The organism is Actinoplanes sp. G11-F43, from assembly GCF_050589265.1.
Classification (GTDB): domain Bacteria; phylum Actinomycetota; class Actinomycetes; order Mycobacteriales; family Micromonosporaceae; genus Actinoplanes.
Genome location: NZ_JBNZCE010000025.1, coordinates 122,554 through 137,416 on the forward strand (window position 1 = coordinate 122,554; position 14,863 = coordinate 137,416).

Below are 14,863 nucleotides of genomic sequence, written 5' to 3' on the forward strand. Positions count from 1 at the left end.
CGGTTTATAAACCGTGTGTATAGTCGTCGGCATGTCAGTCAGCTTCGCTCTGCTGGGCCTGCTCGAAAGCGGCCCACGCCACGGTTACGACCTCAAGCGCTCCTACGACGACGCCTTCGGGCGCGACCGATCGCTGCACTACGGGCAGGTCTACTCGACGATGGCCCGGCTGTTGAAGAACGGCCTCGTCGAGGTGGAGTCCGAGCCGGGCGACGGGCCGGAGCGCAAGCGGTATGCGATCACCGACGCCGGGATCACCGACGTCGCCGAGTGGATCGGCCGTCCGGAGAAACCGGAGCCCTATCTGCAGAGCACGCTGTACACCAAGGTGGTGCTCGCCCTGATGACCGGCCGCGACGCCGCCGAGGTGCTGGACACCCAGCGGGCCGAGCATCTGCGGCTGATGCGCGAGCTGACCCGCCGCAAGACCTCCGGCGACCTCGCCGACGAGCTGATCTGTGACCACGCCCTGTTCCATCTGGAAGCCGATCTGCGCTGGCTGGAGCTGACCGCCGCCCGGCTGGACCGCCTGGCCGCCACCTACGGAGACCCCCGATGACTGATCAGACCCTGCTGACCGCCGAGGATCTGCACCTGAGCTTCGGCGAGACCAAGGCCCTAGACGGTGCCTCTCTGCACGTACGTGCCGGTGAGGTGGTGGCGTTGATGGGCCCGTCCGGTTCCGGCAAGTCGACCCTGCTGCACTGCCTGGCCGGCATCCTGTCCCCGGAGGCCGGCCGGGTCGGTTACGCCGGCCGCGACCTGACCGCCATGTCCGACAGCGAGCGCAGCGCGCTGCGCCGTGGCGAGTTCGGGTTCGTCTTCCAGTTCGGGCAGCTGGTGCCGGAGCTGACCTGCCTGGAGAATGTCGCGTTGCCCCTGCGGCTGGCCGGGACGAGCCGCCGCGAGGCGCACCGCCAGGCCGCCGAGTGGCTGGACCGCCTCGAGGTCGGTGACGTGGCGAAGAAACGTCCCGGCCAGGCGTCCGGCGGTCAGGGCCAGCGGGTCGCGGTGGCCCGGGCACTCGTCGCCCAGCCCCGGGTGGTCTTCGCCGACGAGCCGACCGGCGCTCTCGACTCGCTCAACGGCGAGCTGGTGATGAAGCTGTTCATCCAGGCCGCCAAGGAGACCGGAGCCGCGGTCGTGCTGGTCACTCACGAGCCACGGGTGGCGGCCTACTCCGACCGGGAGGCCGTGGTCCGTGACGGCCGGGTCCGTGAGCAGGAGTTCGCCCGATGAGGCGCTGGCTGTTCGAGCTCGGCCTCGGCATGCGGATGAGTGTGGCCGGCGGTCGTTCCGGATGGACCCGCCTGGCCCTGATCGCGGCCGGCGTCGGCCTCGGTGTCGCGGTGCTGCTGTCGGTCGCGACCCTGCCGTCCGCGCTGGCGGCGGCCGACACCCGCGCGAAGTCACGGACCGAGAATTCGCAGGTCGAGGTGGCGAAAGGCGACAACACCCTGCTCCTCGGCATCGCCACCACCACCTTCGGCAGCGACTCGGTGCACGGCCGGATGCTGCAACCGGAGGGGGCCAATCCGCCGATCCCACCCGGTGTGACCACACTGCCGGGGCCGGGCGAGATGGTCGTCTCACCCGCCCTGGCCGACCTGATGCGGGACAACCCGGTCCTCGCGCAGCGGTGGGATGCGACAGTCGTCGGGACCATCGGCGAGAAGGGCCTGCGAGGCCCCGCGGATCTGGCCTTCTATCTCGGCACCGACAGCCTCACCGAGGAGACCGGTCACCGGATCGACCGGTTCGGCGCCGCTGCCGACCCGGACGGCGAGGGTGGTGTGTCCCCGGCGTTCGTCCTGCTCACCGCGGTCGGCATCGTGGTGCTGCTGATGCCGGTGATGGTCTTCATGGCCAGTGCCGTGCGTTTCGGCGGCGAGGCCCGCGACCGGCGACTGGCCGCGCTGCGGCTGGTCGGCTCGGACGCCGCGATGACCCGTCGGATCGCGGCCGGTGAGACGCTGGCCGGGGCCCTCCTCGGGCTCGGCGTCGGCGCGGTGCTGGCCGTCGGCATCGCATGGGCCGCCAACCGTTATGCGACGGGCGTGCTGAGCTTCTATCCGTACGACATGCGCCCGGTCCCCGCCCTGGTCGCCCTGATCGTGGTGGCCGTGCCCGCGGTGGCCGTGCTGGTGACCCTCTCGGCGATGCGCCGGGTGGTCGTGCAGCCGCTCGGTGTGGTCCGGCTCAGCAGCACGGTGCGCCGCCGGATGTGGTGGCGGCTGATCCTCCCGGCCGGTGGCGTGGTCCTGCTCTGGCCGGTCCTGGGTGGCCTGGAGGAGAACACCACCCGGGGCATCGAGTTCCAGGCGGCCGGCGGTGTGGCCCTGCTGCTCATCGGCCTGGCCCTGCTGCTGCCCTGGCTGGTCGAGGCGACCGTGCACCAGCTGGGCGGCGGCAGCCTGGCCTGGGAGCTGGCGGTCCGCCGTCTCCAGTTCGACAGCGGCACCGCGGTCCGCGCCGTCTCCGGCATCGCCGTCTCGGTGGCGGGTGTGATCGCGCTCCAGGGCCTGGTCACCGGCATCGAGAATTCGATCGGCCCGGGTGCCGCGGCCACCGGCCGTTTCCAGTTCGAGATCTCGCCCACCGCCGAGGTGCCGGACAAGACGTGGACGACCGCCCTGAGCCGGACCCCGGGCGTCCTGGAGACCACGACGGTCCGGACGGCACGAGCCGCCCGCGGCGACGATCCCTCGATCCAGATCCACATCGGCGAGTGTGCCGCCCTCAACCGTTACGCCGACATGTCCACCTGCGTCGACGGCGATGTCTTCGCCGTCTCGCTGCCCGAGGTGGCCGGCGGCTACACCCTGGACAGCGGGGAGACCTGGACTCCGCCCGCACCCACCAAGGAGGGTGCGCCCGCCGACTCGGTGATGGGGTACGGCCCGATGCTCCTGGTCACCCCGGCCGCCCTGACCGGCACGAAGATCCCGGAGGCGTCGTCCAACTTCGCCATGACGCTGGACCCCTCGCGCCCCGACGCGCTGGAGCAGATGCGCAACACCGCGGCCCGGCTCGACCCGCAGGCACTGATCTTCGAACCGGGCAATGCCGGTGTCGCCGAGGTCATGCGTACGTCCCGGCAGGCGCTGCTGGTCGGCACGGTGGTCCTGCTGGTCCTCATCGGCGCGAGCATGCTGGTCAACGTCGCCGAGCAGCTCCGCGAGCGGCGCCGGGTCCTGGCCGTACTGGTCGCCTTCGGCACCCGGCGGCGTACCTTGACCGGTTCGGTGCTGGTCCAGGCGGCGGTCCCGGTGCTGATCGGCATGACCCTGGCCGTCTCACTGGGCAGCGCCCTGGCCGCGGCCCTGATGAAGGCTGTCGAGTCACCGATCAGCATCGACTGGTTCGGCATCGGCACCACCTCAGGCGTCGCGCTCCTGGTGGTGCTCGGCACCACGGCAGCGGCTCTGCCCTCCCTGCTGCGCCTGACCCGACCAGGCAACCTGCGCAGCGAGTAGCCCTCATCCCTTCCGGCCCGGCGCGGCCGACCTCGGACGTGCCCTCGCCCACTTCGAGGATCTTGGCGATCAGGCTCCGGTCCCACGCCCACCGGCATCGGGGCCGCGTGAAGTGGCCGGCGTCCTCCCGGCGTCAGCCAGGGGGTGCTGAGCCGGACCGTGGAGGGGTCAGCGATGAGATCCGGGCGCGAGGCAGGTCTTTGCTGTGAGACTTCGACCGGACAGCGCGGAACGACACCGAGCAGCCCGATCGCCGACCTTCAGGAGGACGCATGACCGCATCGTTGCCGGGACGCCCGCCCATCGTCGACCTCGCCGGCTGGCAGGCCGCCCGGGATGAGCTTCTGGCTCGGGAGAAGGCGCACACCAGGGAGGGCGATGCCATCGCCGCGGCTCGCAGGCGCCTGCCGATGGTCGAGTTCGATCCGGCGGTCGAGGTGGTCGGAGCGGACGGCGCGGTGCCCTTCCTGGAACTGTTCCAGGGACGCGACGAACTCGTCGTCTACAAGCACATGTGGTACGACGGAGCGCCCCACCAGGGGCAGTGCGAGGGCTGCACCAACGCGGCCTGGCACGTGCCGGACGCCGTCTACCTCAACGCCCGTGGGGTGTCGTTCGCCGTGCTGACCACCGGGCGATGGGACGAGGTGGCCGCCTTCACCGAGTTCATGGGATACACGCAACTGTGGTATTCGGTTCGTGGACTGGACGCGCCGGTCGGTGACAGCATGGGCTCGTTCACCAGTTTCGTGCGTGACGGCGATCGGGCGTTCCTCACCTACTCCACCACCGGGCGGGGCAACGAGCCGTTCAATCCGACGTTCGCGATGCTGGACATCACGCCGTACGGGCGCCGGGAAGCCTGGGAGGACAACCCCGGCGGCTGGCCGGAACCGGCTCGGATGGGCGGGCCCGAGGGCGGATCCGTGGTGCAGACGTGCTGGTACTGGCGCTCGAACGTGGACGGCGACGCCGACTGGGGCCCGGCCAGCCGCCCGGTGCCCCAGTGGACCCGGCCCGGCGTGACCCCGGAGAAGACCCTGGGACGGCAGGGCCACTGCCACTGACACCACCGGCATCGCCGCCGCCGCTGCCATTGCGCCGGCGTCGACGCCATCCCGCCACCACCGTCACCCGGCATTGACGCCATCGCCGGTACCAACCCGCCGCCGGTGTCGAGACCGTCGCCGGCGTTGCCATCGGTATTGACGCCACCGCTGCTGCCACCAACCGCTGACACCACCACGACTACCGGCCGCAGCCGAAAGCGCCGTTGATCAGGCGGCCGTGTCGAGCAGGGCGCGGGCCAGGCAGTCGGCTGCCCAGGTGCGCCATCGGTCGTGGCTCCAGCCGAGATGGTCCACCAGCAGCAGGTACGTCTCGGGGGACAGGAGCGCGACGGCGGTGTCGGCGGCGGTTTCCACGGGCGTACGCAATCGGGTCTTCGCCTCTAAAGCCTTGGCGAAGACGGATTGGACCTCGCGGTGGTGGCGGATGCTCGTCGCGCAGACCTCCGCGAGCTCCGGTTCGGTCGCCGCGTTGCGGATGATGTCGAGCAGCCGGGCCGCCCGGCGCAATACCTCGCCGGTCCCCTCCACCTGACGTTCGAGCTGCCGGTACGGGTCGGTCTCGGCGAGCGCGTCCCGCACCCACGCGCGTTCGAGAGTGGGGATCGGCTCGTCGTCACCGGCGATCGCCTGATCGAGGGCCGCCACCAGCACGGTCTTCTTGTTGCCGAACGCGTAGTAGATCGTCTGCTCGCTCACCCCCGCCGCCTTGGCGATCGTGTTGATGCTGGTCGTGGCGTATCCGTTAGCGGTGAACGTGGCGGTGGCGGCCGCGGTGATGCGCGCCCGGGTGGCGCGGGCCCGCAACGTTCGGCCGTCTTCCGGAGAGGAGGTCCTGGTCACAGCTCTTGACTATAGCGGTACTACAAAAACATTCTTAGAGCATGACTACAAAAACATTGATCCTCGGCGGCTACGGCGCGGTAGGCCGCGAAGCCGCCGCAGCGCTGCTCGGGCGCGACGCCACCCGGGCTGCTCGTGACACGGCTCCCGCCGCCCGTGACACGGCTCCCGCCGCCCGTGGCACAACCCCGGCCGCCCGTGGTGCAACCCCGGCTACCCGTGGCGCAACCCCGGCCGCCCGTGGCGCAACACCCGCCGGGTATGGCGAGACCTCCGCCGACCGTGGCACTGATTTCGCGGGGCAGGACAGTGCTTCCGCCGGGCAGGACAGTGCTTCCGCCGGGCAGGACAGTGCTTCCGCCGGGCGTGGCGCTGCTTTGGCCGGGCGTGGCACTGCTTTGGCCGGGCGTGGCGTTGCCTCCGCCGGTCGTGGTGCGCCCCGGGACGAGGCCGGCACTGCTCCCGACGTGGGTGAGGTCTTCGCCGGTAGGCGCAGTGCCTCCCACGCCGGGCGTGATGTCGCCTTCGATGCGGCGGGTGCCTCTCCGGCCGCGCAGCGCATCGTGATCGTCGGCGGACGGCATCCGGAGAATGCGCGGCCGGTCCCCGGTGCCATCCCGCTCCGTGTCGATCTGACCGATCCCGCCCAGCTCGACGCCGCCCTCGACGGCGTCGACTCGGTGCTGATGTGCGCCGAACCCGGCAACGTCGAGGTGGCCCGTGCCGCCCTGGCCCGGGGCATCGACTACGTCGACGTCTCCGCGACGCCCTCGGTGCTCGCCGGGATCGAGGGCCTGGCCGGCACCGACGCGACCGCCGTGCTCAGCGTCGGGATCGCGCCCGGCGTGACCAACCTGCTGGCCCGGCACGTCAGCTCCCGCGCGCCGGGCGAGCCGGTCCGGATCGGGGTCCTGCTCGGCTCGGGTGAGAAACACGGCGCTGCCGCGGTCGGCTGGACCGTCGACGGGCTCGGTCAGGAGCGCGGCTCGTGGGAGGCGGAGTTTCCCGCGCCCTACGGCCGGCGGGTCGTGCACCGATTCCCCTTCTCCGACCAGCACACTCTCGGGCTGCCGGACGTCCGCACCGGGCTGGCGCTGGACTCGCGGGCGGCGACCCTGATGCTGGGGATCGCCAACCGGCCGTGGCTCGCCCGGACGCTGCACCGGCCGATGCTGCGACCGCTCACCGAACGGGTCTTCGGCGGTCTGCACCTCGGCGGCGACGGGTTCGCCGTCACGGTCGAGGCGGGTGGGGTCCGGGCCTCTTTCACCGGCAGCCGGCAGAGCCGGGCCACGGGGATCTTCGCTGCTCATGTCATCCGTCACCTGCCTGATCTGCGTCCTGGGGTGGCTCATGTCGAGGATCTGCTGGACCCGGTCGAATTCCTCACCGGCCTGGCCGCCGAGGGCTTCGGCCTGGACCTCGGCGAGGTGCCGGGCGTCCGTGGTGGACGTTAGCCGCCGGCGGCCGGCCCGAAATCGGACCACGGTCCGATTTCTCGGCGCCCCGGTCCTTGGCAGGATTGCGGCATGGAGATCCTGCCGGGCAAAGGCGTAGTGACGGTGCGGGTGGGCGAGCCCCGTGAGCTGGTGGAGAGCCGCCTCGGGGCGCCGGTGCACGCCGGGCGGGACAGTCGTGTCGTCTATGAGACGAGCCCGACGCTGGTGGTGGATTACACCGAGGACGAGCTGGTCGAGGTGGTGCAGGTCGCCTACAGCGGCGACGGCGGTGAGGAGGCGTTCTTCGATGGTGTGCAACTGACCTGGCGGTTCATGGAGGACGTCGTCGCCGACCTGGCGGCCAAGGACTACCGCTATGAGGCGGATGGAAGCGGCTACCGGTTCGAGGTCGGTTTCACGATCTTCGACACCGGCGCGCGGTCGCCGAGGGATCTGGATCCGGGCGCGGCCGACGACGATGACCGCGGCATCTGTGAGGGCGTGGCGATCGCGCCGTATGAGTACCTCTCGGCAGATTCCGATCATGGGGAGGTGCTCGATGACTGACATGCGCCAGCGCAGCGTGTGGCACGGCGACGGGCAGTGGGTGGGCCGGCCCCGCCGAAGCAGGGCGAGTCGACCGGGTCCGGCCCGGCCGGGACAGTCAAGTTGGGCGGGCCAGCGCGCCGGGCTGGTACAGGTAAGTAGGGCGGACCAGCCCGCCCGGCCGGGACAGACAAGCAGGGCGGACCGGCCCGCCCGGCCGGGACAGGCGAATAGGACGGGCCGGGCGGACCAAGAGGGCCGGTTGGGGTGGGCCGGGTCAGGTGGGCAGACCGAGGATTTCGGCCAGGCGGCGCCATTCGGCGAGGGGCACCTGCCGGGGGTTGCCGGTCTCCAGGAGGACCTGGATCGCGACGTGGTCGGCGCCCGCCTGGAGATGGGCGTCGAGGCCGGTGCGGATCCTGGTGTCGTCGCCCCAGACCACCGCCGAGTCGGCGAAACGGTCGCTGCCCTCACCGGCGAGGTCGGACTCGTCCAGGCCGAACCGGGCCAGCTGGCGGGTGTAGTTCGGCAGCGACAGGTAGGGCCTCAGGGCGCGCCGGGCACCCCGCCGCGCGGCCTCCGCGCCGGTGCCGAGGATGACCTTCTGCTCGGGCGCGAGCAGCGGGCCGGCGCCCATGATCCGGCGGGCCTCGGCGGTGTGCGCGGGTGGCATCAGGTAGGGCAGGGCGCCCGCGGTCAGTTCGGCCGCCGCCGACAGGGTGCGTGGGCCCAGAGCGGCGATCATCAGCTCCGTGGCGGGGATCTCGGCGAGCGGGCCGGTGAGGAATTCGCGCAGGCGGGTCAGCGGCCGGGTGTAGGCCTCACCCCGGGACTCGGCGGTCGGTGCGTGACCGGAGCCGACGCCCAGGTGGAACCGGCCGGCGAACCCGTTGCTGATCCGGACGTGCGAGGCGGCCAGCCGGGCGCCGTCGGCGGTCCAGATGTCGACGATGCTGGTGCCCACGGCGAGTGTGCTGGTGGCGGCGAGTACCGCCTCGGCCAGCTGCAGGTCGTCGGTGGGGCTGCCGCCGATCCACACCGTGCCGAAGCCGAGGCGCTCCACTTCCTGCGCGGCGGCGGCGATCTCGTTCGGGTCCTGGGGCCAGATCTGCCAGGGCGCCCAGACGCCGTACTGTCCGAGGGGGTTCATCATGGGAATCCTTCCGGTGGTTTGGGCAGGGCCAGCCTCAGCAGCGCCTCGGTGGCGGGGCCGGGTGGGCTGCCGTCGGGGAGTGCCACCGCCACCCGCCAGTCCGGCACCGGGCCGGCGACGGTGGCCGCGTGCAGGCCTTTCGCGTGTGGCTTGCGGGTGACCGGGGCCGGGACCAGCGCTATGCCGAGGCCCTGATGCACGAAGTCGAGAAGCGTGTGCACGTCGTTGACCTCGACCGCGATCCGGCGGTCCGCACCGGCCCGGGTGAACGCCAGGTCGTTGACCCGGCGGGCGCCCCAGTCGGCGCTGAAGTCGACGAACTCCTCCCCGGCCAGGGTGCCGACGGCCACCGAGGAACTGTCGGCGAGAGCATGGGCGGGATGGCAGAGCAGCATCATGTGTTCGCCGGCGACGGGGAGCAGGCGCACCCCGTCGGGCGCGGTGCCGGGCAGCGCCACGAAGGCGGCGTGCATCCGGCCGAGCCGGACCTGTTCCACCAGGTGACCGGACCCGGCGTAGCTGAGCCGGATCTCCACACCGGGGTGGGCGCGGCGGAACGCGGCGACCAGCGGTGCCATGTCGATAACGCCGAGGCACTGTTCGGCCCCGATGGCCAGGCTGCCACGGAGCAGGCCCCGGACGGCGGCGACGGCGTTGCGGGCGGCCGCGGCGCTGGCCAGCGTGCGGTGCGCCTCGGCGAGCAGGGCCCGGCCGGCGTCGGTCAGTTCGACGCGGCGGGTGTGCCGGACGAACAGCACCGCGTCCAGGTCGCGTTCCAGGGCACGGATGGAGGCGGACAGCCCGGACTGGGCGACCCGCATCCGTTCGGCCGCGCGGGTGAAGTGCCGCTCCTCGGCGACGGCTACGAAGTACTCCAGGTGCCGCAGTTCCACGATTCAGCACTTTATCTGCTGAATCCGAGCGCTTTCTTCTGTTGGACGTGGGTAGTGCGGGATACCAGGGTGGTAGACGAAGCGCGAAGGAGGAACCATGCAGAACCGTCGTATCGGTGACGTGCGGGTCAGCGCGATCGGGCTCGGCGGGATGCCGATGTCGATCGAGGGCCGGCCGGACGAGGACCGTTCCATCCGTACGATCCATGCCGCGCTGGACGCGGGCATCACCCTGATCGACACCGCTGACGCGTACCACATCGGGGCCGACGAGGTCGGGCACAACGAGACGCTGATCGCCCGGGGGCTCGCGTCCTACGGCGGCGACACCTCGGGTGTGCTGGTCGCCACCAAGGGCGGGCACCTGCGCCCGGGTGACGGGAGCTGGACCGTCGACGGATCGCCGGACTACATCAAGCAGGCGTGCGAGGCGTCGCTGAAGCGCCTGGGAGTGGACGCGATCGGCCTCTACCAGCATCACCGGCCGGACCCGACCGTGCCGTACGCGGATTCGATCGGCGCCGTCCGGGACCTGCTCGACGCCGGCAAGATCCGTTTCGCCGGCATCTCGAACGCGAATCCGGAGCAGATCCGGCAGGCACGGGAGATCCTGGGCGGTCGCCTGGTGTCGGTGCAGAACCAGTTCTCCCCGGCGTTCCGCTCGTCCGAGCCCGAGCTGGAGCTGTGCACCGAGCTGGACATCGCCTTCCTGCCCTGGTCGCCGTTGGGTGGCATCCGTGCCGCCGGTTCGCTGGGCGGCGCGTTCGCCGAGGTGGCCGGTCGCTACGGGGTGAGCCCCCAGCGCGTCTGCCTGGCCTGGCACCTGGCCAAGTCGCCGATCGCGATCCCGATCCCGGGCGCCAGCCGGCCGGAGACGATCATCGACTCGGCAGCCGCCGGCACCCTGACCCTGACCGCGGACGACCTCGCGGTCCTGAACTGAGGAACAGCATGGAATACCGCCGTACCGGCCGCAGTGGCCTCAAGCTTCCCGCGATCTCGCTCGGCCTGTGGCACAACTTCGGCGACGACAAGCCGGTCCAGACCCAGCGCGACATCCTGCGCCGGGCGTTCGAGCTGGGCATCACGCACTTCGACCTGGCCAACAACTACGGGCCGCCGTACGGGTCGGCGGAGGAGAACTTCGGCCGGATCCTGGCCACCGACTTCGCCGGCAAACGCGACGAGCTGGTCATCTCCACCAAGGCCGGATATGACATGTGGCCCGGCCCGTACGGGATCGGTGGTTCCCGCAAGTATCTGACCGCCTCCCTCGACCAGTCGCTGAAGCGGATGGGCGTGGACTACGTCGACGTCTTCTACTCCCACCGGTTCGACCCGGAGACACCGCTCGAGGAGACGATGGGCGCGCTGGACGCGGCGGTGCGGGCGGGCAAGGCGCTGTACGTCGGCATCTCCTCCTACTCCCCGGCGAAGACCGCGGAGGCCGCCGCGATCCTGCGGGACCTGGGCACCCCGCTGCTGATCCACCAGCCGTCCTACTCGATGCTGAACCGCTGGATCGAGGACGGTCTGCTGGACACCCTGGAGCGGGAGGGCGCGGGCTGCATCGCGTTCTCGCCGCTGGCCCAGGGCATGCTCACCGACCGTTACCTCAAGGGGGTGCCGGAGGACTCGCGGGCCGGCGCCGACAAGTCGCTCAGCACCGACCTGCTCAGCGCCGAGAACCTGGACAAGATCCGGGCGCTGAACACGATCGCCGAGCGCCGCGGTCAGAGCCTGGCCCAGCTGGCGATCGCCTGGGCGCTGCGCGACCCGCGGATGACCTCCACCGTGCTGGGCGCCAGCAGCGTCGCCCAGCTGGAGGCGAACGTGGCGGCGCTGGAGAACACCACGTTCACCGACGGCGAACTGGCCGAGATCGACAAGTACGCCACCGAGTCCGGCATCAACCTGTGGGCGAAGTCGAGCGCCGAGTGAGGTAGTGCAGCACCACCACCCCGCTCTCCAACGGGGTGGCGCTGATCAGGTCGAGTCCGTGCGGCTCGAACCCGGTCCGGGCCAGTGGGATGCCGTCCCCGGTCAGCACCGGGTTCAGCTTGATCACCAGCTCGTCCACCGCGGGCAGCAACTGTCCGGCCAGGTCACCGCCGCCGGCCAGCCAGATGTCACCACCCGGCTCCTGTTTGAGCCGGGTGGTGAACTCCAGGGGGTCCGTGGCGACGATCCGGACCGCCGGATCCGGGGACGCTCCCAGCCCGCGCGAGAAGACGATCTGGGACAGATGCGCGTACGGGCTGGTCACGCCGATCTTCAGCGCCGGCTCGTAGGTGTTGCGCCCCATCAGAACGGTGTCGAACCGCTGACCGGGTGGATCGAACCCGAGAGCCGCCCGTACGTGTGTGGGCACCGTCTCCGGATACCGCGCGTTGATGTACGCGGTCACGTCGTCGGAGATCGGGAGGAAGTCCCACGAGCCGTCGGGTGCGGCGATGAAGCCGTCGAGGCTGGTGGCGACGAAGTACACGAGCTTTCGCATGCGGATCCCCCTTGAACCACTATGGCTGTCGTGGTTCAAACTACAACAGCCGTCGTGGTTGGTGCTAGCCTGTTCCGCATGGTCAGCAATCCCGAGCGCCGCCGTGCACTATCCGACGCCGGCCTGCGGGTGCTTGCCGCCCAGGGCGCCCGAGGCCTGACCCACCGGGCCGTCGACACCGAGGCCGGCGTCCCGTCCGGGACCGCGTCGAACTACTTCCGCTCCCGGGACACCCTGTTCGGCGCCCTGGCCGAACGGATCATGGAACGGTTCGCGCCCGACGAGACGGTCCTCGCCGAGTTGGCCGCCCGGCCGCCGGGCCGGGAGCTGTTCGCCGACTACCTGCGCTACATCGTCGAGCGGACCACCCGCGAGCCCGACCTGACCAGGGCACTGATCGAACTGCGCCTGGAGTCGGCCCGCCGCCCCGGCCTGGCCGCGATCCTGGGCCGGACACTGCGCGACGGCTACCGCGCCGACGTCGCCTTCCACGCCACCACCGGCCTGCCCGGCGGCGCCTTCGAGATCGCCCTGCTGCACTACGCGATGGACGGCCTGCTCCTCGACATGCTGACCACCTCCATCGACGCCGACGCCACCACCGACGAGATCGTCACCGCCTTCGTCGAGCGGCTGGTGAGCTGAGGGGACGGTCAGAGGCCGGCGGCCGCGTCGTAGCGGGTGCGCAGGTCGGTCATCTCGCCGGGGGAGAGGGCCTCCTTGATGGCCTGGTCGGCGTAGCGGGGAGGGAACATCTGCCGGATGCGGTCCACGTAGCGGATCTCGGCGGTCGCCTCCACCGCCTGGATGCCGGGCGGGTCGGTGGACATGTCCAGGATCACCGGGCCGGCCAGTTTCACCGCCACGTCCCACGGGCGGCCGGGTTCGGCCACGCCGCACATGTGGAACGCGTACACCGTACGTACGTCGGTCAGGGATTTCGCCTCCGCCGGTTCGAAGCCGTAGACCCGGACCCCGCAGATCACCGGGGCGTCCTGTTCGCCGCCCGCGTGGCCGGCGTGCTGGTGCTGTTCGGGGCTGGACTGTTCGAGGGTCGTCCGGATCCGGGTCATGATCTGTCCCTGGAGGTCCTGCGGACCGTCCGTGCCGGACAGCGCGTACACGCCGGCCGACACGGACAGCAGGACCGCGAGGGCCCACACGTAACGGTTCATCAGCCGAAGTTCACGTCGCTGCACCACATGTAGGCCTGGTCGAGGTGCGAGGCCTGCCAGATGACGAACAGGATGTGATGGCCGGTGTACCCGGACGTGTTCACATTGAACGAGATGTTGTTGGCCGGCGCGTACCTGCCCGTCTGGGTGATGAAGTCGAGGTTCCCCCATCCGAGCGACTGGGTGGCCGGGTTGAAGCCCTGCTTGCTGACGTACACCCGGAAGTAGTCGGCGCCGTGACTGGCCTGGTCGTACAGCTGGACCGTGAAGTTGTTGCTCAGGTTGGTCCGCTTCCAGGCGCCGGGGCGGTTCAGGCTGTCGTTGCGGGTCAGGCCGTTGCTGCAGAGCTGGCCGTCGGGGGTCTTGGCCTGGAACTGGCCGCCGAGGCCGTCGCGCAGGGCGCTCATCCAGTTCCACATGGTGTCCGGGTTGGCCTGGAACGCCTGCCAGCACATCGGGTCCTGGGTCTGCATGGCCGGGTTGGTGTGCTGGCTGCCCCAGGTCTGCCAGCACTGATAGGCGCGGGACGCCGGGTTGATGATGGTGCCGTGTGCCTGGGCGGCGCCGGTCCAGGGCAGCAGGGCGATCATCGTGATCAGGGCCACGAGCAGCGCCTGGACGGGGCGGCGACGGGACGCGTGTGGGGGCACGACATGTCCTCCAATGGTCGGCTTTCAGGGGAATGGGAGCGCTCCCGAGGACAGCATTACATCGATGTTACGTGACATCAACTCACGTCGATTCGATTGGCACGATTGACGGCGAATCCTCTAGGGTGGGCCGCTGTTGTTCAGGCCGGGGGAGATGATGATGAATTCAGCACGTTTGGCAGTCGCCGGTGCGGCACTGATGGCGGTCACCGCGCTCGGAGCCTGCGGCAGCGGCGACGACACCACCCCGGCCGCCGGGACGACCGGCGCCGCAGCTCCCGCCACCACCGCGGCCGAGCCGGAGGACGCGCGGGGCCGGCTCATCGCCGCCGCCGAGAAGACCACCTCCACCACCGCGAAGGTGAAGAACAGCAGCGGCACCATCAGCATGACCGGGCAGATCGACGTGCCCAACCAGCTGGTCGAGCTGACCTCCGACTTCGGCAGCGCGGGCCGCATCGACACCCGCCGGGTCGGCAACGACCTCTACTTCAAGGCCACCGGCAAGATCGCCGCGTCGTACTCCGGCAACGGCAAGAAGTGGCTGCACATCGACGGCAGCACCCGCCCGGCCGGCAGCAGCCTCAGCCTGGACCAGAACGACCCGGCCGGCTCGGCCAAACTGCTCACCGTCGCCACCGCCGACGTCGAGGAGGCCGGCGCGGGCGAGTTCAAGGGCACCCTCGACCTGACCAAGTCCCCGGCCATCGGGCTGGTCCCCGAGGCGGCCAAGGCGAAGTACTCGGCGGTGCCGTTCGTCGCCGAGGTCGCCGACGGCTACCTGACCAAGGTGACGATGGACATGAGCACGGTGGTCAAGGGCGCCGGCGACGCGGTCACCGCGTTCTCCGCGTTCGGTGAGCCGGCCGCGATCACCGCGCCGCCCGCCGCCCAGGTCATCGAGATGAGCGACGCCGACATCAAGAAGATGGGCGGCTGACCCGGGCCTCCGTCCGGCTGCCGGTAGGCGGCCCCAATTCCCAACCCCGCGCCGGTACGCCGGTCGGCCCCACCAAAATCGGGTAGCTGGATGTCGTCCGCGCGAGCCGGGCGGTCACACCGGACCGCCCGGCGACCGCCGGGCGAATGCGCCCCTCACCGGCAACGGCCCCACCCACGTG

16 protein-coding genes are annotated in these 14,863 nt (G+C 70.8%); 10 read left to right on the forward strand and 6 right to left on the reverse strand.

Going from position 1 to position 14,863, the window contains the following annotated elements; all coding sequences use genetic code 11:
• Window positions 1-31: 31 nt before the first annotated feature.
• The 4 genes from ACQ0O7_RS29265 (at window position 32) to ACQ0O7_RS29280 (ending at window position 4,543) form a co-directional block, all read left to right on the forward strand.
• Complete coding sequence (locus ACQ0O7_RS29265) at window positions 32-559, forward strand: PadR family transcriptional regulator (protein WP_430786494.1); 528 nt, start codon at window positions 32-34, stop codon at window positions 557-559.
• Window positions 556-1,239: an ABC transporter ATP-binding protein gene (locus tag ACQ0O7_RS29270; RefSeq protein WP_430786496.1), complete on the forward strand. Its 684-nt coding sequence runs from the start codon at window positions 556-558 to the stop codon at window positions 1,237-1,239. The genes ACQ0O7_RS29265 and ACQ0O7_RS29270 overlap by 4 nt, the downstream gene beginning before the upstream one ends.
• Window positions 1,236-3,476 (forward strand): ABC transporter permease, encoded by a 2,241-nt coding sequence (locus ACQ0O7_RS29275; RefSeq protein ID WP_430786498.1) that lies wholly within the window; start codon window positions 1,236-1,238, stop codon window positions 3,474-3,476. The genes ACQ0O7_RS29270 and ACQ0O7_RS29275 overlap by 4 nt, the downstream gene beginning before the upstream one ends.
• 272 nt (window positions 3,477-3,748) lie before the next feature.
• Window positions 3,749-4,543: a DUF899 family protein gene (locus ACQ0O7_RS29280; protein WP_430786500.1), complete on the forward strand. Its 795-nt coding sequence runs from the start codon at window positions 3,749-3,751 to the stop codon at window positions 4,541-4,543.
• 210 nt (window positions 4,544-4,753) lie between these two features.
• On the opposite strand, the gene ACQ0O7_RS29285 is transcribed toward ACQ0O7_RS29280, so the two are convergent.
• Window positions 4,754-5,386, reverse strand: coding sequence for a TetR/AcrR family transcriptional regulator (locus tag ACQ0O7_RS29285; protein WP_430786502.1), 633 nt, complete (start codon window positions 5,384-5,386; stop codon window positions 4,754-4,756).
• A 467-nt stretch (window positions 5,387-5,853) separates the two neighbouring features.
• Here ACQ0O7_RS29285 and ACQ0O7_RS29290 point away from each other — a divergent pair, with 467 nt between their 5' ends.
• A complete protein-coding gene (locus ACQ0O7_RS29290) occupies window positions 5,854-6,843 on the forward strand; it encodes a saccharopine dehydrogenase NADP-binding domain-containing protein (protein ID WP_430786504.1) in 990 nt (329 codons plus the stop codon).
• Window positions 6,844-6,915: 72 nt separating this feature from the next.
• A complete protein-coding gene (locus tag ACQ0O7_RS29295; RefSeq protein ID WP_430786506.1) occupies window positions 6,916-7,392 on the forward strand; it encodes a hypothetical protein in 477 nt (158 codons plus the stop codon).
• Between the two features lie 256 nt (window positions 7,393-7,648).
• Here ACQ0O7_RS29295 and ACQ0O7_RS29300 read toward each other — a convergent pair whose 3' ends face one another.
• Together ACQ0O7_RS29300 and ACQ0O7_RS29305 are read right to left on the reverse strand one after the other, a co-directional pair.
• Window positions 7,649-8,521, reverse strand: coding sequence for a TIGR03620 family F420-dependent LLM class oxidoreductase (locus ACQ0O7_RS29300; protein ID WP_430786508.1), 873 nt, complete (start codon window positions 8,519-8,521; stop codon window positions 7,649-7,651).
• Window positions 8,521-9,417: a LysR family transcriptional regulator gene (locus ACQ0O7_RS29305; RefSeq protein WP_430786510.1), complete on the reverse strand. Its 897-nt coding sequence runs from the start codon at window positions 9,415-9,417 to the stop codon at window positions 8,521-8,523. Before ACQ0O7_RS29305 ends, ACQ0O7_RS29300 begins: the two co-directional genes overlap by 1 nt.
• Window positions 9,418-9,514: 97 nt before the next feature.
• Here ACQ0O7_RS29305 and ACQ0O7_RS29310 point away from each other — a divergent pair, with 97 nt between their 5' ends.
• Together ACQ0O7_RS29310 and mgrA are read left to right on the forward strand one after the other, a co-directional pair.
• Window positions 9,515-10,360 carry an aldo/keto reductase gene (locus ACQ0O7_RS29310; protein ID WP_430786512.1) on the forward strand — a complete coding sequence of 282 codons (846 nt, stop codon included), beginning with the start codon at window positions 9,515-9,517 and terminating at the stop codon, window positions 10,358-10,360.
• An 8-nt stretch (window positions 10,361-10,368) separates the two neighbouring features.
• The gene (mgrA, locus tag ACQ0O7_RS29315) at window positions 10,369-11,358 is read left to right on the forward strand and encodes an L-glyceraldehyde 3-phosphate reductase (protein WP_430786514.1); all 990 of its coding nucleotides are present in this window, start codon (window positions 10,369-10,371) and stop codon (window positions 11,356-11,358) included.
• Here the strand turns inward: mgrA and ACQ0O7_RS29320 are convergent.
• A complete protein-coding gene (locus ACQ0O7_RS29320; protein WP_430786516.1) occupies window positions 11,327-11,917 on the reverse strand; it encodes a dihydrofolate reductase family protein in 591 nt (196 codons plus the stop codon). The genes mgrA and ACQ0O7_RS29320 overlap by 32 nt on opposite strands.
• Window positions 11,918-11,995: 78 nt before the next feature.
• Here ACQ0O7_RS29320 and ACQ0O7_RS29325 point away from each other — a divergent pair, with 78 nt between their 5' ends.
• Entirely contained in the window at window positions 11,996-12,562 is a 567-nt protein-coding gene (locus tag ACQ0O7_RS29325) for a TetR/AcrR family transcriptional regulator (protein ID WP_430786518.1), read from the forward strand.
• Between the two features lie 8 nt (window positions 12,563-12,570).
• Here ACQ0O7_RS29325 and ACQ0O7_RS29330 read toward each other — a convergent pair whose 3' ends face one another.
• Window positions 12,571-13,092, reverse strand: a complete 522-nt coding sequence (locus tag ACQ0O7_RS29330; RefSeq protein ID WP_430786520.1) for a hypothetical protein — start codon at window positions 13,090-13,092, stop codon at window positions 12,571-12,573.
• A complete protein-coding gene (locus tag ACQ0O7_RS29335; protein WP_430786522.1) occupies window positions 13,092-13,742 on the reverse strand; it encodes a lytic polysaccharide monooxygenase auxiliary activity family 9 protein in 651 nt (216 codons plus the stop codon). The genes ACQ0O7_RS29330 and ACQ0O7_RS29335 overlap by 1 nt, the downstream gene beginning before the upstream one ends.
• 160 nt (window positions 13,743-13,902) lie before the next feature.
• Here ACQ0O7_RS29335 and ACQ0O7_RS29340 point away from each other — a divergent pair, with 160 nt between their 5' ends.
• Entirely contained in the window at window positions 13,903-14,682 is a 780-nt protein-coding gene (locus tag ACQ0O7_RS29340) for a hypothetical protein (RefSeq protein WP_430786524.1), read from the forward strand.
• The last annotated feature ends 181 nt before the right edge of the window (window positions 14,683-14,863 follow it).